A 24,542-nucleotide genomic window follows, 5' to 3' on the forward strand; every position below is an offset into this window, starting at 1 on the left:
GACTCACTTCTTGACAACTAATTGATTTTTTGCTTCTCTTCTTTTTTTGGACAACCGAACCAGGCCAACTCCTAACAGGACAATCAGAACCCCCAGAAAAAACAGGTAGAAACGAGCCGATCCGGCCAGCATTCCCAGGGAAACAAACAATAGTCCCATACTCATAAATGCCCAGCCCAATACCTGTATCCCATAGGTATTCTGCCGTTCACCCGAGGCAGCCGAAAGGGCCGCTTGTTCGGCTGTAAGCATCGATTCTTGCACCACCTCTGCTACCGGAAGCAAGCTGCTCCGACGCTGCCGTACGTACGTTTCCACGAGGCCAAGCAACAGAAGGGGTAGAAAAACACCTACTAACATTTCACTGCTGCGGTCCAGGGAAAATGAAAACAACCCCGGGGAAATAAATTTGAAATACACATTGATCAGCAGGCTGATCCCGGTAACGAACAAAATATGCCTGCCCGCTAATTTTTTGGAAAACAGGCCCCATATCGCCGGGGCATACAAGGCGCCGCCCGTAATGGCGCCTATGCTCAGCACCACCTCCACAATACCTCCAGCCATGGGGACCATAAAAGCCACCCCAATCGTACCCAGGCCAAACAGCAGGGTAGCTACCCGCGCTACTTGCATCAAACGACGATTGCCGGCTGCCGGGAACAAGGGCCGGTATACATCGTTCGTCAGGACGGCAGCAGCCAGGTTTAGCGAGGTGTTGACCGAACTGGCCGTGGCAAAAATCATCCCGCCCAGCATCAAACCCAACATCCCTGCAGGCAAAACGTTCATGCACATCATCAGGTAGGCTCCTTCCGTCTCCAAACCCGTCAGTCCGGGATTGATGACCCGGTAAATCATGGGCGGCAGCATCCAAATCAGCGGACTGATCAGGTAAAGGCCTCCAAAAAGAAACCCTACCTTCCTGGCGGCAGCCTCGTCTTTGACTGCCGTGTACCGCTGCACATAGGCCCAGTTTCCACCGATAAAAATGGTATTGTAACCGATAAATGCGAGAATAAACCCGGGCGTGTAGGTATCGTTGAACAGGTGAAAGAATTTTTCCGGTGCCTCCTGAACGAACCTGCCCCAGCCCCCTACGGTCTCCAGGGACAGCGGCAAAACGATTAGCACCGCCGCCGTCAACACAACAAATTGCAACACGTCAGTGACCACCACCGCCCACAATCCCCCGACCGCGGTATATACCATGATTAAGCCCCCAAGCAGCAAGATGGAATAGTAGATATTGAACCCGGTGACCACGTTCAGAATCTTTGCTACCGGATACAAAAAAGCCCCGGTATACCCCAGGGATAGCACCAGAAATAGAAAGGTGTAGTAGCGCTGCGTATTTTTACCAAACCGTTGGGTCAGGTAGGCTGCCACCGTTAGCGCATTGGTACGTTTCCAACGAGCTGCCAGAAACATGCCGATCAAAAATCCGCTGATGCACATGGCCATCTGTATGGTGATGGCCACCCAGCCCCATTCGTAGGCGATGGAGCCCCAAACTACAAAAGTGCCCGCCGAGAAAAAGCTCATAAAGAGGGACAGCCCACTGATGGACCAGGGCACTGCCCCTCCTGCTGCAAAAAACGATTTCATGTCGGCGCCTTGATTTCCAAAGGACAAACCGGCAATCAAAATAATCCCCGTAAATACACCTATTGTCAAAAAATCAAGTAGTTCCATTCAATTAGTTTTGGGGCAAGGTTGGTAGGTTGTAAATGGTGACTGGCGATTCGATGATGTCCATAAATTCGTTCAGGTGCATGGTGTATACTTCCCTGGGGCTGGCATTGTTTTTCCTGGCCACAAATGCCGCATAGCCCACGGCCTCTCCCATCATCCCACAGGTACGCATCACCCGGGTACTACCAAAAGCCACATGGGTGGTGCTGATATTCCTGCCGGCCATGTATAAGTTGTCGATGTTTCGTGAGTACAGGCAGCGGTAGGGAATGGTGTAGGGCTGCACTTTGATGTGTTTGGTCGCAGCAAAGAATTCCTCCCCCTTGAAATACTGGGAGTTTTTAGCATCGGGAAAGTGCAGGTCGATCGTCCAGGTAGCGGTCACGCTGCCATCGGGATACATGATACCGTCCTGAATATCCATTTGGGTCAGTACATGGTCGCCCATCAATCGCCGGGACTCCCGCTTCCCTCCAATATAAGCCACCCAAGCCAATTCATGATGGCTGTATTTGTCGGCTTTCTCGTTTTTCAGGTAGGACCAGTTGCCGTAAATCGCCCGCAAATTATGATCACGGATCTGTTCGGCTTCGTAGATGGTATGGAAATTTCCAAAACCGGTCTCCCACTGCCAATCGGCCTTGTGGTCGTCTATGTGGTACTCGTCGGAAAACTGGATGGCCCAGGGCGTCTCGGGGAAGTCAGAAGGCGCTTCCCGCTCCAGGGAAGCCCAGAGGTTGGAGGTACCCAAAGTGAAGTCATCCGGATTTTCCGGGGCCAGGGACTCGCCGGTTTGTTCACGACTTTCCCGGCCCATGCGGTATTCGGCTCCCGCCAGAAAACCCAAAGTGCCATCTCCGGTGCAGTCCGAAAAGTAGACTCCTTCAAACCGGTATTCCTGATTGGTGGCGATATCCCGGCCAATTACTGCTTTGATCGTATTGTCCTCCATTTCCACCTCGTACACGTGTGTATTCAGGTGAAGGGAAATATTGGGTTCGGATCGCACGATCTGCAACTTGCGCTCGTCCCCATACCGGGCAGCATCCGGATTTCCGTTTCCCGGATCGCCGTTGTCCAGTTCCCGAACAATCCTTCCGAGCTTGGGATAGTGATTTTGATCTACGCGGCCCATTAGGTGCACACGAATTTCCGAGCTGTTGTTCCCTCCCAATACGGGACGGTTTTGAATTAGTGCCACTTTTAACCCCATGCGGGCACCGGATATGGCCGCGCAGGTGCCGGCCATGCCCCCACCTACCACCACCAGGTCAAACTTCCCCACGTCTTCCGGACCGTCGGTCAGGTTCAGCAATTCCTTGCGAAAAGCAAGCAGGGCTTCGTTGTCGTTGGTCGGGGCGTCGTCTTTGTCGGTGGAAAAATAAATTGCATCAAAGCGTCCGTTGAACCCGGTAAGATCCTCCACTTCCAGGCTGTTTTCTCCGGCATCCATCTGAACGGTTCCCCCGTAATACCAGTCCCATTCGGCCATGCCACTCACCCCAAAGGTGGTCTGTAAAGGCGCTCCATTGATGGCGAGAGTAAATGCTCCCGGTCCCGTAGGAAACGGTGCCCAATCCTTGGTCCGTACCCAGACATGGTATTCGCCTGCACTGCTGAAATCAACCGTGGTGGTGGCATTCTCCACCGGCCTCCCCATTCCGTGGGCCATCAGGTAGGAGGAATACAGCACATCAAAGGACTGTTGGTCGATCACCCAGCCTCCGATGTTGTCAAATGATTCGGCCTCTACCAGTACCCGGTTTTGTGCCTGTGTGAAAAGCGCCAGCCCGACTAGCAGCGCGAGGGTTAAATATATTCGTTTCATGGTTTGGTTATTTACTGGTTTGTTTCGGTATACTTCTTCAATGCTTTCTTTGTCGCTGCAGCGGGATTGGATTGGCTAGCTAGTAAGCGGAGCAGCGGCTCCTCCCATTTCCCTTGCTGCAGGTAAGATAAGGCCAAATCCTGCTGTTCCTTGCTTAATGCGGCTTGCTTTTCCAGTACGGAAAGAATCGCTCGCTGCTGTGCGGGGTTACTTGCCTCCAGCTCCTGCAGCAACTGCGTCACCAACGCGGAACGCAGGGACAGTGTCCGAAGCCGATCCAGAATGTCCATTTGCATGCGGTAAGGGCTTTGTTGGTAGGTCTCCCAGAGCCATTGTTGCCTGGCCTCACTGGCAAACAGGCTTTCTGGCAGGACCTCCAGCATGTGCCGGGCGAGGAAAATATTTTTACCCCGAAGCTGTTCCAGCAGGGCTGCTGCGAAGGGCTGCTCGTTTTCTTTCCCCTGCGCTTGTATGCGTTCCAACGCCCAGTATTGGTAGGGATAATGCTCGCTCTGTAAAAACCGCAGCAGGGTTTCATCGGTGTGGTTGGCTACCGTATGCGCTTTTGTTTCTTCGGTCAGGGGTCCATGCGCCAGGTGCCAGAGCGTGTAACAGGAATATACCGCCCCTGAGATAACTTCGCTCTGGATGGTTTTGGAGGTAGCCCCTGTGACGGCATCCACCCCATTATTGCTGCCGACCGTCTCCGTACTCACTACCAAATCCGTGATGGAATAATCCCCCAGAATGGAGCGTTCGTTGGCCAGAATTGCCTGCAATTTTTCATAATCCTTCTCTTCGAAGGGAACATGGTCCAGCTTGGTCAGTATTTCTCCCTCCGGCATCTCAAAACGATCAAAATTCCCCAACAGGTCCCAAAAAAGATTGATGTACACCGGATAACACTTATTGGTATGGCATACCGGTGTGAAAAGCTCGGCCATGTACTCCTGAGCCAACCCATCGGTGTTTTCGATCACAAACAGCTCGTACCGGATCGAATCGGTCTCTACCTGCCCGATCAGGCGACGCGTGCCGTCACCCAAATCTGCAGGGAGAGGCAATACCGCTCCCAGGCAAATCAGCAGTACGATACCAAGGGGTATTATTTTCGAATAGGGGTCAATCATGGGTTTGTTTATCGGTTTCCTGTCATTTATTCGTAGCTAAGCTGGGCAGTCGCCTCGCAGTTTTTGTCCGCCACCAGCCGGATCCAGCGGGCTTCCAGTTCGTCCGGGAAGGTTTCCCGATAGGTCTCTCCGGGCGAAACCTGCACCTGCTTCCAATCCATCCAGGGGCCGTGGCCAATGGGTTCAAATTGTATGGTAAAGGTGACCGGTTCGGGGGCATTGTGGTTAAGCGCCAATTCTCGCCGGTCATAGAAAGCAAACAAATACGGGTCGGATGGAACCCCCGATTTAACGGGGCTTTGGGCCCAGGGGCCTCCTTTTCCTACTGGTTTGCCCAATTTCCACAGGTCATCGATCACTCCGGCCCAAACGGCAAGTTCACCGTCCTCCGATACAATGATGTGTTCGTTGGTTTCGGCTGCCTCCGGGTTCGCACCGGTAAGCAGCAGCATGCCCCTATAGGAAGCGTAATCGTTGATGCGCAATGTATGGGAAGCGACGGGGCGGATCTTCGCAAATCCGTCGGCATTTTCGGCCGGCAACTCATAGAATGTCCCGTGGCAATTGAACAGGTCCCGTTCGGTAGCTACTTCGCGGGCAATGCGCAGCTTGCCTTCCAGCGAGGGCTCCGTAAACGCTTCGTCTCCTTTCGGTAGCCGCCACCTTCTGCCCCGGTCGTCGGTTATCAGCACGGATGCTGCATCCACCTCGAATACATTTTTGGGAATGGCAAAGCCCTTGTTGATAAAGGCCTCGGTTTCGGGATTGTCTACCCGGACCAATTGAAGCTTCTCGTCCATTTCATAATAACCGGCATTTTCGGTGCTTTCTCCCTGATAACGCCTCGCAGCAATGCCCAGTTTCCGTCGGTTATCGCCTAATCCGTACAACAGTCCGCCCATAAATTCATCTTCCTCAATGGAACGAATCCCTTGAAAAATATTCTCTTGATAGGCCGATCGGTTTTCCGGATTGGAAAAAGAAACATGCACGGTGGCCCGGGTTGCTACATCGCTTTGGACCCGGATCCATTCCCCTTTCGCATCCTGATCGAAGGAAAGCCAACTACTTTCAGCTCTGTCCAAGGAAACTTGTTCCAGTTCTTCCCATTCTCCCTTACCTGACCTATCAATTTCAAGGGTGAAAGTTACTGCCTTGTCACCCTGGTTTTGCAGCCATACATTTTTCTCCTGCCAGCCCGAAAACAACATGGGTTCGGAAGGGACATTCGCCGCTACTTCTTCATCGAGCCAAATGGCGCCATTGGCGGTGGTGGGACCCAACTTATCCGGCATATCCATAGCTGTAAACCAAAGGTTGGAGTTGGATTGACCGGGGCCTTCGATGTTTCCTTTTGCACTGCGCTTGTTGAGGAACTCGCGCTGAGCGGAATCATCGCAGCCGAAAACCAATCCGTCCTGCCAGCGTGTAAAATCGCCGATGACCTTCAAGTAGGCCGATCGGGGCCGGATACCGGCAGTCTGGCCCTTCTGGAAGGTCTCCGGAAATTTCCAAAACATGCCATGCATGGTCATCAGGTAATCCGGTGCTTCCTCCGTACCCACATCCCGGATGCGGGGCCATTCGGTATTCCAGCCATGGGCACCGTCGTAACTGTGGCTGGCTTTGGGAAGTCGAAAAAACTCCCAACCTTCATCTGCGTCCCGTACCCCAAGGATTACCGATTTGTGATCCCATCCGGTGGCCCAAATCGGGTCGGTATCCGGATTTGGGTTACCATAAATTCCCCCCGGTCCCGTCACTTCCACAAATTGATTTCGTCTGATCAGGTGCCAATCGGCGCCATCCCATTCGTACAGGGCTCCAGCTTCTATAGAAAAATCCTTAAGGGCTTCCTGACCGGTCTCTCCGTTATTTGAGTAGACCATTACCCCCTGTCCGGAATACAGACCTTTCCCATGGGCTCCCAGCAGCAATTCCGCTTCCTGCGCCATCTCTCCTTCTTTGCGGGTTACATTCCCGTCGACGTATAAGGTCTTGGTCTCCAGGCTGTGCACATCCACTTCGTAAAAACCCTCCTCCATGGTACCGTAATAAATCATATTGGCCGGATCTGTCAGATGCCGGGCATTCCCGGTATGTCTTCCAGGCATGGTTTCATAGGAAATGGTCCGAACCTCTCCTGACTTATCAATGGCATAGGGACCAATAAACAATTGCTCGCTTTCCCTGTGGATCATCCGATTCGCCGGGGTTCCGCCAATGCTTTCTTCCCGGGTGGTAAAACTCAGATCCGGATTGATCGCATAGAGTTTATCCGATGAGCCGAAGGGGAAATGGGGACCATAGGTCACCACCCAAAGCTTATCCGCCCAGGGGACTACGGCACCGGTGCCACATTCACCTTCCTCGTTGTAATAGGCCAGGTGGGGATAGATGCCGCTGATGGAACGAGGTACCTCCGATTCAGGCGTATCGTCTGCCCTATTACATCCAGAGAGAAGTAGGCTTACCAAAGCCATGAATACCATCCATTTTTTCATTGTCATCTCTTTATTAAGTTAATGAATCATTTCTTATTTAACTAATTATTTAATAACTTATGTGCCCGTATTTTTTGTTGGGCATTTTGAATCACTGGCTTAAACTTGTGATTTTTCGCCAAATTATCAATTTCATCCGGATCTTTCTGCTGGTCATACAACTCAATGTGATTTATCGTATTCAACAAACTATCATTATAAGTTTCTATGTATCTATATCGGTTTGTGATGAATGCTAAATTGGGTTTTGCACCTCCGTAGGTGCCCAATCCTTCGTATACAAATCCGTCCCGCCAATCATTACGCTCTCCTCTTAAAATGGGCACCAGACTGCGACCATGAATGGACGGAGGAATGTCAATTCCAGCAAGCTCCAGAATCGTTGGGGCCATGTCAATATTGAGGACCAATTCCTGGTTAACACCTGGAGCTAGTTCTGGCCCTAGCACAAAAAAAGGTACGTGGGTGGAAGGCCGGTAAGGTAAAACTTTACTCGTAAAACCATGTTCTCCCAGCATCCATCCGTTATCACTCATAAAAAAAATATAGGTATTGTCTCGAAGGCATAGCGTTTCTATGGACTCAAAAAGTTCGGATAAAAAATGATCCATTTCCGTAATCACCGCATAGTAATCCCTGGTATGACACTTAATCGAGTCCGCATTTGGATAACCATAACTTCTGGCCTGGGTTAAATTTCTAACCGTTTGAAGGTATTCAGGCTTATCGGCAAGATCATCCAGGCGACTGTTAGCCACTGGCATATTTTCAAGCCTGTATTGAGCCTTTGTTTTTTCTTTGGCATCCCAAATCAAATCACCATTCATGTGAGGCAATTGGGTGTTATGGAATAGGAAAAAGGGTTTATCGCTCGCTGCGGCAGCTTTTAAAAAGTCCACCGAGCGGCTTGCACAGTACTGATCACAGTGAATTTCAGGTGTAATGGCTTTTCCTTCATCATAAATCAACCTGTTGAAGTAATCACCGTTTCCTGTAAAGAATACCGAAAAATCAAATCCTGTTTCCGAGGGCTTTTTGCCAATATGCCATTTTCCTGACATTCCGGTAAGGTAGCCCTCCTCCTTCAGGTATTGTGCTATCGTTTTTTCTCCCGGCTTTAAATCACTTCCCAATTCCAATACACCATTGGAGCTTCCATACCTACCTGTAAGAAATGCCGCCCGGCTGGGACTGCATAATGCAAATACAACATTGGCATTCGTAAATTGAATACCCTGACGGGCCAACAGATCCAACTCTGGGGTGTTTATAACGGGATTTTCATTGGCACCCAATGCATCGTAGCGCTGATCGTCCGAATAAATAAATATAAAATTAGGCTTCTCTCCGCCAGCACCGCGATGCTGATAACCCAAAGCCAAGGAGGTGAAGCAAAGATATAATATGGGTAAGGAAAATACATTTTTCATAATCTATCGCAAAAACGGATCACCGTCCTGGAAAGTAAAGGGAAAACACCAATATCCGGAAAGGGTACAAATTCTCTCATCCGGACCTAAAAGCGGCCCAAATGAGAGAATTGTTAACAGGAAGACTCGAAAATTAGTATCCCGGGTTTTGGTCCAGATTGGCGTTGATCAATATCTCCTTGGAAGGAATAGGCCAGAGGTACTGCTTAGGTGCTTCAAACCTTCTGATAGCCAGTCTTTTTACCAATCCTGCTTCATACATGGGGGAAAGGTCTGCGACCCCATCTTCATCAATTTCCGGAGTCATGGGGAAAAACCAAAGATCCTGGTCCACTACTTTCTGCTTCAGTTCTTCTACATCCAGCATGCCATATATATCCCTATTTAAGACTTTTTCTGCAATCTCCCATCGGATTATATCGCTGTAACGGATCCCTTCAAAACCAAACTCCATCCTTCTTTCGGTTCTCAAAAGAGTTCGTAAAGCTACCTGATCTGTTGTAGTTATGGCAGGATACGCATCGGTTTGAGCAGGGTCCACACCGTAAGCGCGGGCGCGGACCGCGTTCATGGCCTCGTGTACGCTGGGATCTATTTCGCCCAGTTCTATTTTAGCCTCGGCATACATCAGCAACACGTCTGCATAGCGCATTAAAATCTCATCGTTCTCCGCCTGGAAATTGGGGAGCCATTCTTCATCTACTCCTTTTTTCATGAGTAGTCCATTGAATGAGGCAAACTGAGCAACCGAACGGGTATCATTATTCGTCTGCATGCTCCCTGTATTGAAGTTCATCACCATGGTAGAATCCGGATGAGGCTGATAGGAAAAACCAAGGTGTCGGGATCCAAAGGGAACAATGGTGGCTGCACAGCGAGGATCCCTGTTGGCAAATGGGTTTTGAGGATCATAAAGGGGTGATTCGTCTATGGGTAAACCATCTGTGCACAAATAGGCATGGAACAGGTCCCACGAGGGAGCTACGGCACCACCCCAGCCGCCTCTGTTTCTCGGAAGGTAATTTCTTACTCCCCAGGTAACATTCAAGGCCCGGGATCTGGGCATGGCAAAGATTACTTCCTGGGGATTTCTTGTACTGGTCAGGAATAACTCCGAATAATCCGGATAGAGTTCGTATATCTCCAGGTCCATACAAGCCTTTGCGGCATCTCTGGCAATACCGTAATCTCCCATTTGCAGGGCAAAGCGGGCTTTGAGCGCATAAGCAGCCCCTTTGGTGGCCAGTTTATTTTCTGAAGACCCATAGGTTTCCGGCAATAATTCAGCAGCCCGGTCGAAATCTTCGTACACAGCTTCTATTACCGTGTTTTTATCGGTTCTGGACATGGTAAAGGCTTCATCCAGATCCAGGATAGTAGTGGAATGGACCACATCCCCGTATAGGAAAACCAACTCTCCATATTTGGCTGCTCGCACAAAATGGGCATTGCCCGCAAATTTATCAAGGGTTTGTTCCGGGACAGTGCCTTCAATCTTATCCAGGTTTAAAAGAATGGTATTGGACCTGGCAATAACCTTGTAGGTATTGCTCCAGATAGAGTTTACCGTTCCCCATTCCCCATTGATAGTGGCATTGGTAACCGGAGTAAGCGCTTCCCTGTTGGTGTAATCATCCGTCCAGGAATCGCTGTATCCGGGCCAAAAAACCATTCTGAACAGGTCATTAACAGACATTTCTACCTCTGTCTCATTGGAATACCAGGCCTCACTCGATCCTTCTGAAAGCGGATTCAAATCCAATTCAGCACAGGATACCCCGCCCAATAATAATCCAGTATATATGATTGATTTTAATTTCATGACTGACTTTAATTTAGAATTGTACAGAAACACCCATTAAAAAGGAAGTGGTAATCGGATATCCACTTGCCGAAACTTCCGGATCCCAACCTGGAGGGTAGCTGTTGACCGTCCAAACATCCGAAGCATTGGTGTAAACCCTGATGTTTTGCATACCCAATCGTTCTACCACAGGTCTGGGCAGGGTATATCCCAGGGAGATGTTCTTAAGTCTGAAGTAGGCACCGTTGATCAACCAGAAATCGGACATGGCAAAATTATTGCCATCGCTGTTCCTGGAAAGTCTCGGATAACTCACTTCCCTGTTTTCCTGATCCGTGTTGTAAGTACTCCAGAATTCGCCGTCCAGAATTTTCGGAACATGGCCCCAATTTTCCATGATGGGTTGTACCATCAGTCCGGAAAGTCGCGAATTTTGTTTGCCTACCCCTTGAATAACCACACCAAAATCAACGTTTTTATAGTCCAGGCGGATATTGCCACCATACAGGAATCTTGGCATGCTACCGCCGAGTAATACCCGGTCGTACTCCGGGGAGATCCTCCCATCCGGTTCACCATTGGGACCGCTGATGTCCACATATTTCACATCCCCGGGACGTACATTTGCATTCATTACGGCAGAATTATTCACTTCTTCCTGACTCTGGTACAGTCCATCAGAGACATATCCATACCATTCGTCAAACTCGGAGCCTTCCATCCTAACCTGATTTCCCAGGAACTGTATGCCTCCAAGATCACCCATCACGGAACGGAAATCTGACAGATTGAAATTTACGGAATAACTCAGCTCGTTGATATCGTCAGCCCAGCCCATATCGAGTTCCCAGCCCTCGGTATACATTTCACCGGTATTCTGCTCCGGGTTATCAAAGCCTATATAGTCTGGAATTTCCAGGGGCAGTAACATATCACGGGTGGTCTTTTTAAAATACTCACCGGAAACACTCAGTCGGTAATTCAGGAAATTGGCATCCACTCCAATATTATAGGAAGAAGTTTTTTCCCAGGAAATATCTGGAATCGCGTATTGCCATTGGGCCGCTGACTGGGAGGATACCACATTGGTACCCTGGTGAAAGAGGACATTACTGAAGCCAATGGTAGATTGATAGGGGTAATTTCCAATCCGCTCATTGCCCAGCGTACCGTAGGAGCCCCGGATTTTCAAGAAGGAAAGACCTCCCACATTCTGCAAAAAAGATTCCTCGGAAAGGACCCATCCAGCAGAAAAGGAGGGAAACGATCCCCAACGATAGTCCCTGCCAAAACGGGACGACGCGTCGTACCTCAGGTTACCTTGAATAAAGTATTTTCCATCGTAATTGTAATTAACTCTTCCAAACCAAGAATTGTAAGCATTTTCGAATGCACTTCCGCTGTTCCCGCGGAATTCCAACGGCCCCAAATTCAGGTAAGGGTAGTTGTCCAATAGAAACTGGTCCCGGGATGCTCCCAGATTTTCAGAAAATGCCTGGAAACTTTCGTTTCCTCCCATCAAACTCAAGTTGTGTTTGCCAAACGCCTTGTCATAATTTACCAACAACTGGGTTGTCAAATTATAATTATCGTTTCGTGACTCACTCAAGTTAGTTGAATTGGCCCATTGCAGGGTACCTAGGGTTGCCGCTGGATCATCCCAGGCAGTATAGGTGACCCTTTTTTGAAAATTCTTACCTTTATTAAAGCCAAAATTGGGAGAAGCAATGGCGGAAATCTTCAATCCCTCCATTACCTCATAATTGAGGCCCAGGCGACCTCCGACCTGGTTTTCCCAGTTTTGCCTGAATCCGCCATACTTCAATTGCCCGTAAATATTGGCTCCGGTTTTGCCTTCAGCCACTCTTCCGTCCTGCCATTCGGCAGCATATACAGGGGCAGAAATATTCATGTAATAAATGGGGTCGATGCTGGGCTGGTTGAGTATCTCCCTCCTTAAAAATATATCAGCAGTAAACCCTAACCTATCGGTAATATTTCCATCGGTATTGACTCTGGCCGTAACCCTTTCAAATGTCCTTCCTTCGTATAAAGCATCAAATTTATCATAAACGATGGAAGCTTTGGTCCGGATGGCTTCACTCCCACCTGAAATGTCCAACGCATGCCGTTGCCTGGGGGCATTACTTTTCAAAATCAAGCCCACCCAATCGGTATTGGGGTACAAATCAGGATTGGAAGCATTCAGTTCCATGTAGTTTTCCACCATATCCTGAGGATACAGGGGGTATTCGTTGCCATCATTTCCATTGTCATTCCATCGCAATTCATTGACAATTTCCATATACCTCACCACATCCACATATTCCGGAATTCTGGTGGGTACTTCCGTTCCATATTCAAAGTTATAATTCAGACTCAACTCTCCCTTTTTTGCCCGTTTGGTGGTAACCAGAATCACTCCAGCTGCTGCCCGGGAACCGTATATGGAGGCTGATGCCGCGTCCTTCAGCACAGAAATACTTTCGATGTCATTTGGGTTGATATGGTCAATGCTATTAACCGGCACGCCATCCATGATAATCAACGGATTGCTATCCCCGATGGTGGTAACGCCCCTAATCCGGATATTGGCAGAGGAACCAGGCGCATTGTTGTTTCGGGTCACCATGACACCTGATACCTGACCTTGCAAGGCCTGGGAAACATTAGGGGTACGCCGATCTGCTAAATCTCTTCCTCCAATGGTGGACACCGCTCCCGTAAGGTCACTTTTCTTTTGGGTACCGTACCCTACGACCACTACTTCGCCCAATTCGGACATATCCGACTGCAGGCTCACATCTATTACCTGCCTGTTATTTAATGACACCTCCTGAGTAATATACCCCAGAAATGAAAATACCAGGGTAGCATCCTGATTGGGCACATTAATTTGATATTCACCATCAATATCCGTGACCGTTCCTGTACTGGTACCTTTGACCAGTATACTGGCTCCCGGAAGTGGCTGATCGGATTCATCCAAAACAGTACCACTTACCTGGACCGATTGTCCAAATGCCAGGCCCACTCCTCCCATAAAGAGTAGCCCCAAACATAATAGTAATTTTGTTTTCATTTTTGGTTGATTTTAGGTTTCATAATATTATTAATTAAAATAATAGTTTAACAGAATATTATTCCAATAATAATAGGAATTTACGCTATAAAAAAGTTAAAAATCAATATTAATAGAATTATTATATTGTAAACGTTATCGAAAACGTTTACATTTATTAAAAATATAAAAAATCGGGTCTTTTGTTAACAAATTGTATTTCTCTTGCGTCTGATACTCATTATTCAGTAGTACCTTTGGAACATGGCCTTATGTTTGTGCTGATTTCAGTAATCTTTGACCCTTATGAAAAAACCCACCACCATCAAAGACATTGCCGAAAAGCTTCACATTTCGATTGCTACGGTATCCCGGGCACTGCGGAATTCCTCGGAAATAAAAAAGGAAACCAAAGAGGCCGTACTGGCCATGGCCAAATCCATGGATTACCACCCCAACCTGCTGGCCAGTAGCTTGAGCAGCAAGAAAACCAAAATCATCGGCGTGGTCGTTCCGACCATCAACCGCTATTTCTGGTCCAATTCCATTTCAGGTATCGAAAACATGGCCTATCAGGAAGGCTATAAAGTGATGATTTTCCAATCCGGCGAATCCTATAAAAAAGAAGTGGAAATTGTGGAAACACTGGCCAATAGTAAGGTAGATGGCATTATCATCTCTTTTTCAAAGGAAACTTGGACTTTTGATCATGTGCAACATGTAATCGATAGAGAGGTGCCGGTGGTGCTTTATGAACGAGCCTGTGCCAATCTGGGAACCTCAAAAATCAAAACCGACGATGAAAACGGAGCCTTTACCCTAACCAACCATTTGATAGAAAGGGGAAGAAAAAACATTGCCTATATCGGAGGCCCGCTTGCCCTGGGCGTCTGCCAGGACAGGCTGAAAGGCTACCAAAAGGCTTTAATTGCAGCTGGATTACAGGTAACACAACATCTGATCATTACCCTGGAAGATTTTACCTTTGACCTTGCCGGTGATGCCTTGCAACAGTTATGGGCCAATGCCGACAAACCGGATGGACTCGTTTGTTTTGCGGATATTCTGGCTATTGGGGCCATGCATGCGTCCCACCAATTGGGCATTCAGGTTCCGCAGCAATTGTCCATTGCCGGATTTGGAAACGATGAAACCAGTCGATTCATCAGTCCGGCCATTACCACCATGGCCCAACCCTCTTTCGAAATGGGGGAAATGGCCGCCCGGGTACTGCTGGAGGAGATCGCCTGCTCCGGGGAAGCTCATAAGAAAAGACATGAGGTCATCAAGTCCAGGCTGATCGTCCGGGAAAGTACTTGATTTTTTTACTGCTTGATTAAACCCGTCGCGTATTTATTTCATTTTTGGTTGGTGTTACCGTTAAAATCTCCAATGCTCTCCGCCACGGCGGAGGGAAAAAGAGGGATTTTACTGCGGTAACATTTTAAATCAACCCAGGCTACTGTACTTCCTTCAGGAATAAATCCCTACGCCAAACAATCCGGCGGGTACCTCCCTTCCCGGATGTTCGAGCCGAAGGACCAGCTTTTTTGTCTTTACAGGCGACTCAAATACAATCTCATACCGGCTTTGGTGATTGTTTTTTTCCTGATAAAGCAGGTTGCCCCGCTCATCGAGCAGCCGAAACTCCCGCACACAAAAAGGCATCACCCGCTCGTCATGGCCCCTTAGCGTGGATTCCAAAGGATGGTCAAAATCGGTATCAAACCAAAGCAAAATTTTCCTGATTTCCTGCTGCACGGGCCAGGAAAAAGTAAGGGTCGGTTCGGGATCCGTTGGATCCGCTACCCAGGCATTGGTTTGGGCGGTTGGCCGAAACATCCCGTTCAACAGAAATTCCGAGCGGTACAGGTTTACTGCCGGCGTGCAGCCAATAGCCAGGTTATGCCCTCCCGGCCGCCGTTCCGGCAACCAAAAATCAAAGGCATCCACACCCAGACCTTCCGGAGGTTCCTGCCGGCTGCCTTTGGCTACGTCCAGATTGACCCGGTTAAAAACCGTCAGCAAGCCGGTGAGCCTAAGCTCACTGATGGCGACCTGAACAAAGGGATTTGCGGCAAAAGCTACAAAGTAGTACGCAGATGCATCCAGTAGCAAACCAAAATCCACTGTCAGTTCTTGTACCCCTTTGGAAACCGCAAACTCCTTTTCCACCAATTGCCTGTCCGGGGTAAAGTTGCCCGGCAGACTACTGCCCCATAAGCGAAGGACCAGATGGGTAGCTTTTTTTGCCTTCACCTCAAAGGTTAAAACCGGAATCCGGCCTGCTTCCAGTGGAAGCATTTGCGCGGTGCTGCTGTCCAGGTCTTTCCATCCGGCATCTGCAGGTAACTGCTGCAAACTAAAAGTAGAAGAAACAGATAAAGAAGCCGTTTTGACCCGATTGTCGGTATCCCGCAAATGCATACCCGGCAGGTATTGGCCCATGCCCATCAGGCGCTGCTGCAAATTATCCATCAGCGCGTCTTCCATCAGCTCCCGGGGTAAAAGGTGCTGTTCTCTGCAAAGGGCGGCAGCCATTCCCACGGCCTGGGCATTGTGGGCGCAAGTGGCCATCACCCTTGAGGAACCAAAGGCCACATGGCTGGCACTGATGATCCTGCCTGCCAAAAACAGGTTGTCGATATTTCTGCTATAAAGACAACGGTAGGGAATGCCGTATACTCCTTTGGCATGCCATTGGGTACAGCCGGGCAACTCCCCGTAGATGCCATCCGCCGGATGCAGGTCCAGGGCCCAGCCTCCGTAGGAAACCATATCTGTATGCCTAAGCTGCTCCACCACATCCCGCTGGGAAAGCATGTAATCCCCCTCAAAACGCCGGCTTTCCCGTTTGCCAGGAATCATGCCCACCCATTCCAGGGTATGCGTTTCCATCTCGGGGTAGTCTCCGGAATTTTTGATATGGTGCCAGATTCCATAGATGATGCGCCAAAGCTCCCATTTGATAGTTTCGGTGGCGTGTATGGTGTCCAATCGGCCCCCGTATTCCACCCACCACAAGCGGCAACCCCTGTCGTACAGGTTAAAGGTATGGAAACGGGGCAGGCTGGCCAGGTCGGTGTTGGCAAATGCCGGAGGAATGAACTGCACCGGCTTACCCGTGTCCTTGCTGTGGAAATACAGGGAATGGCCCAGCAGCTCCCCATAGGCCTTTTCCGGAGCAAAGGCTTCGTCAAATTCTTCCCGGGATTCCGCTCCGATGCGAAAGGCGGCCCCGGACAAAAATCCGAGGATGCCATCTCCCGAAGCGTCCACAAACAAGGGGGCCTCCAGCCGGTACTGGGTGCTATTTTGGCTGCAAAAAGCCAGCACTTTGGCGATTCGGCTGCCGCCCGCTTTTTCACAGGACTGGACGGCGGTGTTCAGCAATAGGGTAATGTTTGGCTCCTGGGTTACTTTTTCCAGTAGCACCGTATCCAAAATCAGGGCATTTCCCTCGGGATTGCGGTATTGGTTTTCCAGAAGAATCTCATCGATGACACCCCCCTCCCTGGCCCAGCGGTTGTTATTGCCCATGCTGGAAGTGGCACCCAAAATCCAAAGCCGAATCTCGGAAGAGGCGTTTCCCCCCAGCACCGGGCGGTCCTGTACCAGGACCACTTCCATACCCTGCCGGGCAGCTGTGATGGCGGCACAAATGCCCGCCATTCCGCCACCAACGACCACCAGGTCGGCAGAAAGGGTTTGGGAGGTTAGGGATCTATTCCCGGAAAAAGGAGCTTCAATAAGCATAGAGAAAGATTTTATGGATAATAATACTTTCTCGCAAGGTACATAACCCGATGCAATTCGAATTTCCTATTTGGGAAAAAAGTTTGATTCGTATGATTCCGAAAATCCGCAAACCTGTCAGGTTTTTGTAGACCTTCAACCCAATACAATCTTTGCATAGATAAAACCTAACAGGTTTTACCCTTTTTCAATAATTTGTAGTACCGTAATGTTCCGAAGTAAAGGGAAAAAGTAACTAGCGGCTGGATGAATGGGACAAAACAGAATTGGCAACCCTACCTGAAAAACGGCTCGTAAACGGAATCGATTTGAAAGGTACGAACCCCGGCCCGTTTTAGGTTTTCGACGACCGTTTCTGCCGGCTCCCGGATCCTGCCGCTTTCAAACACCCAGGCATTCACGGCGGCTACCACCAGAAAACCCTGTTCAGTGGCCCATTCGAACTCCTGCGGGGAAATAGCCGTGGAAAACAGGTAGTAATGGTCCGGGTTGAAATCGGCACGATTCCGGTTTTCCTTCAGTTGATCCATGCTGCAGCTAAGCTTGATTTTTCCGGTGAAATACTCCGTGGATGCTTCCGTACCGATCAGCAAGGCTTCTGACCGAAGATCGTACCGATCCAACAGGGCTATCAGCGAATCAAACAGGTCCTCATTAAACCCGGAGATTTTATTATCAATCATTACCTGAATGCGGCCCTGACAATGCGCCAATAGGGTGGACAAGCGCAACACCCCTTGTCCCTGCTTTCCGGTCAGGGATTGGATTTCCTCCCAGGTCATATCAGAAACCTCCCGATTCACCCCATAATAGCGCTGAAAATCCTTGTCGTGATGGCTGATGAGCACGCTGTCTTTCGTCAGCCTGACATCCACTTCCACCCGATCGTAGCCTCTTTTTATGGCTTCCTCCAGGGCGGCCAGGCTGTTTTCAGGCAGGGTATCGTTGACCACCCCTCCCCGGTGGGCAATAAGTTGGTAGGGAGCAAAACCGGTTTCCTGGGCCAAAAGAGGGGAAATGGAAAATCCAAGGAGGAGGAATAAGAGTAGCCATGTTATTCGGTCCATACGTTTTGTTTTGTAGGAAACACCTTAAATCTGCACCTAACCCATCAATCAACAGACCATAGAGGATAAAAACCTGTCAGGTTTCATCCTCAAAATTGGTTGTTGTTTGAATATCACGATAAACCTGACGGTTTGCGGGTTTTAGGAGATATGTAAAATTAGCATAAATTAAACAATTGTTGATAGGTAAGAAATACCCCTGCTATTTTCCGGTAAAAGAAGCCAAACCGGTTGTCAATGCTACACGGGCATTTGGGTAATTAGCCATCCGTAGTCAGCTAAATGCTAGTAAGCCAATTTTAGAACTCGGTAAAAATAAGTAGTTTTAACAAAACGTTATTTCCCAAAAAACCCGATCTCTATGAAAACCTTTTTCTTTCGCTCCCTTATCCTTGCATTGACTGCCTTCCTTACCCTTGCTGCCCAGGCGCAGCAGGAAATACCCTCCGGATGGAAACTGGGCAGTCAGGCCTATACCTTTCGCCTGTTTTCCATGGAAGAAACCCTGGAAAAACTCAACAGTATCGGTGTACAGTATGTGGAGCTGTACCCGGGGCAAAAAATCACCAAAGCGGGTGATGCCACCACGCATTTTTCCGCTTCCCAGGCAGATAAGGATAAAATCAAGTCCTTAATGCAACAGTACGATATGGAAGCCGTAGCCTACGGGGTAGCCAGTCCCAGTGATGAGGAATGGCCGGACTTGTTCGCTTTCGCCAAAGAAATGGGCATTGGCATCCTGACCACGGAACCCAGGCCCAATCAATTCGACCTGATCGAAAAGTTGGCCATAGAACACCAGATAAAAATTGCGCTGCACAACCACCCCCTGCCTTCCCTATATTGGCATCCGGAAGTACCCTTGCGTTTTCTGGAAGGCCGGTCCGAACTGATGGGGGTCTGTGCGGATATTGGCCACTGGGTACGCTCTGGCCTGGATCCGGTAGCAAGCCTGCGCAAGCTGGAAGGAAGAATCATCAGCCTTCATATGAAAGACCTGAACAAAGCCGGTGTCCGGGATGCGCACGATATCCCCTGGGGTACGGGCACTTGCGATGTGGCCGGGGTCCTGCACGAATTAAATCGGCAAGGGTTTGAAGGCGTCTTTTCCGCCGAATACGAACACAACTGGGAAAACAACCTGCCGGAAGTAAAGGAAAGCATGGATTACTTCAAGCGGGTAGCCGGACAGTTTTAGGGTGGAAAGAGAAAAGGTGAAAAGCTATTTGATATAAATATAATAGTCAACTATGAAAGTAACTTTAGACATCAAAGACAGCAAAGCCGCCGCTTTTCTCAATTTCGTGAAAAGCCTGGATTTCATTCGTATCCAAGACCCGGAGGATTTTGAGGAACCTAACAAGCAGGAAGTTCTGGAAAATATCCGGCAGGGTATGAAAGAAGTAAAGCTTCACCAGGAAGGTAAAGTCAAACTACATTCCGCCCGGGATTTCCTCGATGAGCTATGAAGCCTTAATCACGGCGTATTAAAGGGTGCCGATTTAGCATTATCTCTGGTTTTTAGTAAATCCCTCACTTTCTGGAATTTGTATACCGAAGTTCAGCTATTAAGTTAAGCTTTTTGGTTTGTTATTTTGGTTTCAAAATGGAATAATTTTGATTTTTCCCTGCCGGTTTCGGGCTTTTTATCAGGTTTCGGGCATAGGCTTCCTTACTCCTGAAGCAGGTGTCAATTTTTGGTGCGATATGTTGTATTTTCTTCTCTTTCCTTCCGCTTTTTGCTATTTATAGTATTGGTTAGTCCTTGCCGATTTTCCCAGACCCTTTCTAGAAAATTTCCTTCCCTTCTTTACCGCTACCAGCTTTTGGACTATCTTGTTGACCAGGGTTTCCAGTATTTTTTCCACACTTTCCCGGCTGAACAACTCCACAATCCTTTTTCTGAGTTGTAGAAAAGCATTTTTCCAGTTGTATTTGTACGTCAATTTCCGTTTCTTTTTCCTGGACCTACTTTTCTTTTCAATCTGCTCAGTAGCAGCTATACCGGCAAGTGCTACCATGTTCATGGCAAGGATATGGGCATAAAATTCCTGATAGATTCCCTGCGGCTTTCTACATCCGAACTGCTCTACTTTAATCTTAGGCTTCAAATTTTTTATCCCTTCCTCAACTCCCCATCTCATGCCATAAAGTTCTACAAGATCTTCAGTTTTAAATGATTCCATATCCTGTAGACTGCTTACCAGAAGTTCGGTTTCACCTGAGTCAAGAACGGCTTTGGTTAACCTTACCCGTATCGTTTCCGATGTTTTGGCTGTTTCCCTCTCCGATCTGCTAGGGACCCATTCGGTGATAAAATCCATCCTGCTATCGGCCATTACGGCTTTTGCAAAGTTGGATATTCCGGTAGACATCCGGATGCAGAAGGGTCTTCCTTCACAGGTCATTCTGTGTGCCATGTGGAAGTTTCCAAAATTCCTGTCCAGCACCAGAAGGTCATCCGGCCTGGGTGGAATTTCAAACAGGCAGTCACCGAGTAAGCCGGATTCGCCGGTACTCATTCTTCCGAGTCTTGCTTGTAGCGTAAGGCCGGTAAGTACGTCATAGACAAGAAGTATCCTGGCTAGTGAGGTCTTTGAACTACTGGATTGAACTCCAAAATATCCCCTTATCTGTTTGGATGCTGGTAGATTTAGGGTACTTCCATCACCACCAAAAACCCTGTACCCCTTCCATCTGGCAGTAGTGAACCTGTCATAATCTTCTGAGCTGATAGCACAGAGATCAGAGAAAAATTGCCATTCAATTTTATAGCGCGCCTGTGAGAAAGCACTTCCGGTGACTTCTCGTTTCCCCAGCTTGGAAAGGACATCTTCAGTATCAGAATCGGCGGATTCTTTGAACAGTTGGAGCACCGAAAGTACTACAGTTTGAAAGTCGAGCGGGGAAGACCTGGAAAAATGGGCAGAGTCAGAACAGTAACTTTCCTGATTTTCAGACGATTGTATTTTTTTAAAGATTTTTTTTCGGACAATCCCAAGATATATCCGTCGTGTTTTGGTTGGTATTTTGTACCTTCATAGCTATATGTTTAAGACAACATAATTTACCTAAAGTAGGCCGGTTTTCATAAGGAAAATCGGCTTATTTTGTCTCCTGAGGCCATTTTTTCTTAACTTAATAGCATTGGGTGATGATTGCCAACCAGGTGGGCTTGCTAACCAATGTTGTCCATATTGGAATGTTACAGTAGAGTATGGAGGTGGATGGCCATCATTTCCGAAAATCACATGTTCCACAGGAGGACAATTCAAATGTAGCGATAATTGTTCGTCCTAAAATAAATAGGTTGTTTCATCCATGGAAACTGCTTTTAGTTATAATGCTTCGAGGGTTTAAGCTAGAATTAATGTGATTTAAGTGTATTTGACTAAAGTCCTTTGAAAAGGGTTAAAATTCAAAGAATTCCTTCGTTGAAGGATAGTTAAAAGCGGTTTCTATGGTGTCTCACCAGAAAATTGATGAAATATCCCTTTTGATATTTGAAAATTTACTAGGCTTTTCCTCAAGAAAATTATAGGTGACCATATGGAGGATTAACCCTTTTTTTAAGTATATATCTATATGGAATTATTAAGATAAACACAAATACAAAACCTGTAATAAAAGAGAATATAGTTAAATTATATATAATAAAAAGTCAAGATAACATTAAAATTATTTCATAACTAATGAAAATAAAACGTAAATTTACACCGCTAATTTTTCTTTGTTTCTTTCTTTTTAGCTGCAATGAAAATAGGAAGTTTAACTTCCAAATAGATTCAAATTCCTCATCTTTAGAAAAAGTAAAAATTTCCGCACTTAGTGAAAATTTAGATTTGTTAGGAGAAATTACATCGTTTGCCTTAATTGATGACAGTAGATTTGTAGTTTCTACCCTAAATCCTTCTAAGGTTTTTATTTTTAATTTTGATGGACAGCAGGTGTATGAAATTGCGTATTCCGGGATTGGACCCAATGAGTTTATGGAACCCTCCATCGTTAGATCTGATGGAAAAAGGGTCTTTGTATGGTGTCGCACTCAGCTTAAACTTCTTATTTACGACCTACATGGAAAGCCAATAGATGAATATAAAGGTTATAAAAAAGCTGTTGTGGATTTTCTGATTAAAGATGAACATATACTTTTTTATACTTCGGGAGGTTTTGATGGACCTTACGTCAGTAAATTTAAGATAGGAGAACACGTATCCGTGGATGATTTTGGTTTTTCCACCGAGTCACATAAGTTATTGGCTATCTTGGCTTGTTCGGGAGGTATGGCCGAAGAAAAAGGAAAGCTTTTTTTTTCGTCACCTGCTGAACTAAGTATTACAATTGTTGATTTGGATGACCACGAGTCAAAAATAGTTACTTGGAATGACCCTGAGTTTAGAGCAATCGAACTTCAGGAAAGCGCTATCGATATCGTAAATAATAATCGGAATAAAATGATTGACCTGCTCAATGAGAGCAGCTTGGTTACAGGTGTTTTTAAAATAGGTAAGCATATTATACTTAAAGCCGAAGTGGGTGAGTATAGTCCAGAAGATGGAAAAGATGGCGTTTCTAAAAAGCGTTTTGACAAATACTATGAAATTGATGAAAATTTTGAGATTCTGAAAACCTATAAAGAGGCGAAAAGTTTCGAGAACAATAATTGTCTTTATCAATCCTATGAAGGTAATCTTTATTATATTTCTATTCATTCAAATGAAGGTGATTATCAATATTGGTTGAATAGACTTAGTTTTAAGTAAAGTTTTGGGGTTTCCTGAACCAATGCATTCAATTTAATGATGACACAAAATATAATGGCCAGTTTGGAGTTTAATATAGACAAATTGCTTCCTTCTCTGACATTGGGGGAGTTGGGGAGTAGGGATTATGAGCATCATTCTTGACCTTGCGAAACTTCCCCTTAATTAATAACATCTACCATAGATCCGATGCATCATGAGAAACCTTGCCTTCATAACCGCTCTGCTTATTTTTACAGATTGTACTAATTCTTCGCCAAAACTTGTTGATACATCCTACCAAGGAGCTACCTATTCCCTTCAACTGGAAAGAACGGTAGACCTTGGTTTTACCAAATTATCAGCACAGAGCAGCGGAGATGGTTTCAGACAAGCTACGGGTGAATTGGATTATGTTTTTTCTCAAGTTTGGGGAGACTACCAATACAGGATGCACCCCAAATGGATTGGTGAAATATTCAACTTTACGCTTCGTTTTTCTGGAAGGGAGGTTGACAAAGACCTATTTATTAAAGTGGCAGATGAAATACGACAACAAAGTGGAATTTACTTTGAACTGAAGGAGGAAAAGATAGCTGCCCAATGCATTCAGGTGAATGATCAAGTTGCATTAACTTCTCACATTTATCGGATGGAGGGTGCCGCGCTGGAGGGACTCGAATTATCAGACGGAATGTTAAGTGCAAAAGGTATGACAATTGATGGACTTGTCAAATACCTTAACAGTTTACATGATGAGAAATATTATTTTTATGAGGGATCCGATAGCGGGGAATATTATTTTGAACTGGATGTGTCTAATCCGGAGAAACTTGGACGGTCTTTAATTATATATGGCATATCACTTGAGAATTGTCAGGTAGATGTAAATGTGGTTGAGATAAAGTAAGGGAGAAATCACGTTGCTCACCGATAAAAGGGTATTGCAGGACAACCGTAACTACCTGAATCAGACCGCAGAATCCTTCCGTACTTTTGGCCCTGATTCGCTGCGCTGCTCAGGACAGGCTTAGATCCAAAAGTACCAAACCTGCCGGCAGGCAGGAGATCAAGGCACAAAAATCCTTCGCCCCGCATCCCTGCCGCACCCTCCCGAAAAAAATCGGGACAGGCTCGGTATTGTGCCGGGCCCCGCGCTTTTTCGTTCGGTAAATGGCTGGGAGTTTTGACAGGTTGTAAATGTAGTTTTTTGTTTTGAATTTTACCATGTCGGTCTGAAACGGACGTAGGCTCTGCTGGGGAGCAACCTACCAGGGATAAGATCGGCCGACCGAAATGGTTTCTTAGGCTGCCTGGTTGGCAGCCTTTTTTTGTAACCATTTTGGGAGCTTGATCCCTGTAGAAAACCCTATGCGGCATAGTCGGTTGGCGTTTGGTATCCCAGTGCCTGATGTGGTCTGTGCCCATTGTATTCTGCTACCCATTCGTCTGTCATTTGCTGCGCCTGTTCAAGGGATGTAAACAAGCAGGCATCCAGTACGTCCTCACGGAAGGTCCTGTTGAA

The 24,542-nt window shown here is 47.3% G+C and carries 16 protein-coding genes; 5 read left to right on the plus strand and 11 right to left on the minus strand.

Features of this window, described 5'->3' with window-relative positions; all coding sequences use genetic code 11:
• Positions 1-3: 3 nt before the first annotated feature.
• The 7 genes from BMW71_RS04635 to BMW71_RS04665 form a co-directional block, all read right to left on the minus strand.
• A complete protein-coding gene (locus BMW71_RS04635; RefSeq protein ID WP_092170010.1) occupies positions 4-1,695 on the minus strand; it encodes a sodium:solute symporter family protein in 1,692 nt (563 codons plus the stop codon).
• Positions 1,696-1,699: 4 nt separating this feature from the next.
• Complete coding sequence (locus BMW71_RS04640; RefSeq protein ID WP_092170013.1) at positions 1,700-3,523, minus strand: FAD-dependent oxidoreductase; 1,824 nt, start codon at positions 3,521-3,523, stop codon at positions 1,700-1,702.
• An 11-nt stretch (positions 3,524-3,534) separates the two neighbouring features.
• Positions 3,535-4,653: a hypothetical protein gene (locus tag BMW71_RS04645; protein WP_092170016.1), complete on the minus strand. Its 1,119-nt coding sequence runs from the start codon at positions 4,651-4,653 to the stop codon at positions 3,535-3,537.
• 26 nt (positions 4,654-4,679) lie between these two features.
• Positions 4,680-7,157, minus strand: coding sequence for a hypothetical protein (locus BMW71_RS04650; protein ID WP_177179571.1), 2,478 nt, complete (start codon positions 7,155-7,157; stop codon positions 4,680-4,682).
• A 41-nt stretch (positions 7,158-7,198) separates the two neighbouring features.
• Complete coding sequence (locus BMW71_RS04655) at positions 7,199-8,587, minus strand: sulfatase-like hydrolase/transferase (protein WP_092170021.1); 1,389 nt, start codon at positions 8,585-8,587, stop codon at positions 7,199-7,201.
• A gap of 133 nt (positions 8,588-8,720) precedes the next feature.
• A complete protein-coding gene (locus BMW71_RS04660; protein ID WP_092170024.1) occupies positions 8,721-10,409 on the minus strand; it encodes a RagB/SusD family nutrient uptake outer membrane protein in 1,689 nt (562 codons plus the stop codon).
• A 13-nt stretch (positions 10,410-10,422) separates the two neighbouring features.
• Entirely contained in the window at positions 10,423-13,473 is a 3,051-nt protein-coding gene (locus BMW71_RS04665; RefSeq protein WP_092170026.1) for a SusC/RagA family TonB-linked outer membrane protein, read from the minus strand.
• A gap of 285 nt (positions 13,474-13,758) precedes the next feature.
• On the opposite strand from BMW71_RS04665, the gene BMW71_RS04670 reads away from it, so the two are divergent.
• Positions 13,759-14,772: a LacI family DNA-binding transcriptional regulator gene (locus BMW71_RS04670; protein WP_092170029.1), complete on the plus strand. Its 1,014-nt coding sequence runs from the start codon at positions 13,759-13,761 to the stop codon at positions 14,770-14,772.
• A 153-nt stretch (positions 14,773-14,925) separates the two neighbouring features.
• On the opposite strand, the gene BMW71_RS04675 is transcribed toward BMW71_RS04670, so the two are convergent.
• Together BMW71_RS04675 and BMW71_RS04680 are read right to left on the minus strand one after the other, a co-directional pair.
• Positions 14,926-17,208, minus strand: coding sequence for an FAD-dependent oxidoreductase (locus tag BMW71_RS04675; RefSeq protein ID WP_092170031.1), 2,283 nt, complete (start codon positions 17,206-17,208; stop codon positions 14,926-14,928).
• 275 nt (positions 17,209-17,483) lie between these two features.
• Positions 17,484-18,275 carry a glycerophosphodiester phosphodiesterase gene (locus BMW71_RS04680; protein ID WP_092170034.1) on the minus strand — a complete coding sequence of 264 codons (792 nt, stop codon included), beginning with the start codon at positions 18,273-18,275 and terminating at the stop codon, positions 17,484-17,486.
• A gap of 361 nt (positions 18,276-18,636) precedes the next feature.
• Between BMW71_RS04680 and BMW71_RS04685 the strand changes: the two genes are divergently transcribed.
• Both BMW71_RS04685 and BMW71_RS04690 read left to right on the plus strand, forming a co-directional pair.
• Positions 18,637-19,473 carry a sugar phosphate isomerase/epimerase family protein gene (locus tag BMW71_RS04685; protein ID WP_092170036.1) on the plus strand — a complete coding sequence of 279 codons (837 nt, stop codon included), beginning with the start codon at positions 18,637-18,639 and terminating at the stop codon, positions 19,471-19,473.
• 52 nt (positions 19,474-19,525) lie between these two features.
• On the plus strand, positions 19,526-19,744 hold the full coding sequence (locus tag BMW71_RS04690; RefSeq protein ID WP_092170039.1) for a hypothetical protein: 219 nt from the start codon (positions 19,526-19,528) through the stop codon (positions 19,742-19,744).
• A 273-nt stretch (positions 19,745-20,017) separates the two neighbouring features.
• Here BMW71_RS04690 and BMW71_RS04695 read toward each other — a convergent pair whose 3' ends face one another.
• Positions 20,018-21,304 carry an IS4 family transposase gene (locus tag BMW71_RS04695; protein ID WP_092170042.1) on the minus strand — a complete coding sequence of 429 codons (1,287 nt, stop codon included), beginning with the start codon at positions 21,302-21,304 and terminating at the stop codon, positions 20,018-20,020.
• A 663-nt stretch (positions 21,305-21,967) separates the two neighbouring features.
• Here BMW71_RS04695 and BMW71_RS04700 point away from each other — a divergent pair.
• Entirely contained in the window at positions 21,968-23,038 is a 1,071-nt protein-coding gene (locus BMW71_RS04700; RefSeq protein WP_092170044.1) for a 6-bladed beta-propeller, read from the plus strand.
• A gap of 196 nt (positions 23,039-23,234) precedes the next feature.
• Entirely contained in the window at positions 23,235-23,927 is a 693-nt protein-coding gene (locus BMW71_RS04705; RefSeq protein WP_092170047.1) for a hypothetical protein, read from the plus strand.
• A gap of 459 nt (positions 23,928-24,386) precedes the next feature.
• Here BMW71_RS04705 and BMW71_RS24105 read toward each other — a convergent pair.
• Positions 24,387-24,542: integrase core domain-containing protein (locus BMW71_RS24105; protein ID WP_143057554.1), on the minus strand; the 156-nt coding region annotated here is incomplete at its 5' end.

The organism is Cyclobacterium xiamenense (genome assembly GCF_900109255.1).
In the GTDB taxonomy this organism is placed as follows: Bacteria; Bacteroidota; Bacteroidia; order Cytophagales; family Cyclobacteriaceae; genus Cyclobacterium; species Cyclobacterium xiamenense.

Excerpts from the sequence above, each read along its gene's own strand:
- BMW71_RS04635 (WP_092170010.1), bottom strand. The coding sequence starts at position 1,695 with ATGGAACTACTTGATTTTTTGACAATAGGTGTATTTACGGGGATTATT.
- BMW71_RS04640 (WP_092170013.1), bottom strand. The coding sequence starts at position 3,523 with ATGAAACGAATATATTTAACCCTCGCGCTGCTAGTCGGGCTGGCGCTT.
- BMW71_RS04645 (WP_092170016.1), bottom strand. The coding sequence starts at position 4,653 with ATGATTGACCCCTATTCGAAAATAATACCCCTTGGTATCGTACTGCTG.
- BMW71_RS04650 (WP_177179571.1), bottom strand. The coding sequence starts at position 7,157 with ATGAAAAAATGGATGGTATTCATGGCTTTGGTAAGCCTACTTCTCTCT.
- BMW71_RS04655 (WP_092170021.1), bottom strand. The coding sequence starts at position 8,587 with ATGAAAAATGTATTTTCCTTACCCATATTATATCTTTGCTTCACCTCC.
- BMW71_RS04660 (WP_092170024.1), bottom strand. The coding sequence starts at position 10,409 with ATGAAATTAAAATCAATCATATATACTGGATTATTATTGGGCGGGGTA.
- BMW71_RS04665 (WP_092170026.1), bottom strand. The coding sequence starts at position 13,473 with ATGAAAACAAAATTACTATTATGTTTGGGGCTACTCTTTATGGGAGGA.
- BMW71_RS04670 (WP_092170029.1), top strand. The coding sequence starts at position 13,759 with ATGAAAAAACCCACCACCATCAAAGACATTGCCGAAAAGCTTCACATT.
- BMW71_RS04675 (WP_092170031.1), bottom strand. The coding sequence starts at position 17,208 with ATGCTTATTGAAGCTCCTTTTTCCGGGAATAGATCCCTAACCTCCCAA.
- BMW71_RS04680 (WP_092170034.1), bottom strand. The coding sequence starts at position 18,275 with ATGGACCGAATAACATGGCTACTCTTATTCCTCCTCCTTGGATTTTCC.
- BMW71_RS04685 (WP_092170036.1), top strand. The coding sequence starts at position 18,637 with ATGAAAACCTTTTTCTTTCGCTCCCTTATCCTTGCATTGACTGCCTTC.
- BMW71_RS04690 (WP_092170039.1), top strand. The coding sequence starts at position 19,526 with ATGAAAGTAACTTTAGACATCAAAGACAGCAAAGCCGCCGCTTTTCTC.
- BMW71_RS04700 (WP_092170044.1), top strand. The coding sequence starts at position 21,968 with ATGAAAATAAAACGTAAATTTACACCGCTAATTTTTCTTTGTTTCTTT.
- BMW71_RS04705 (WP_092170047.1), top strand. The coding sequence starts at position 23,235 with ATGAGAAACCTTGCCTTCATAACCGCTCTGCTTATTTTTACAGATTGT.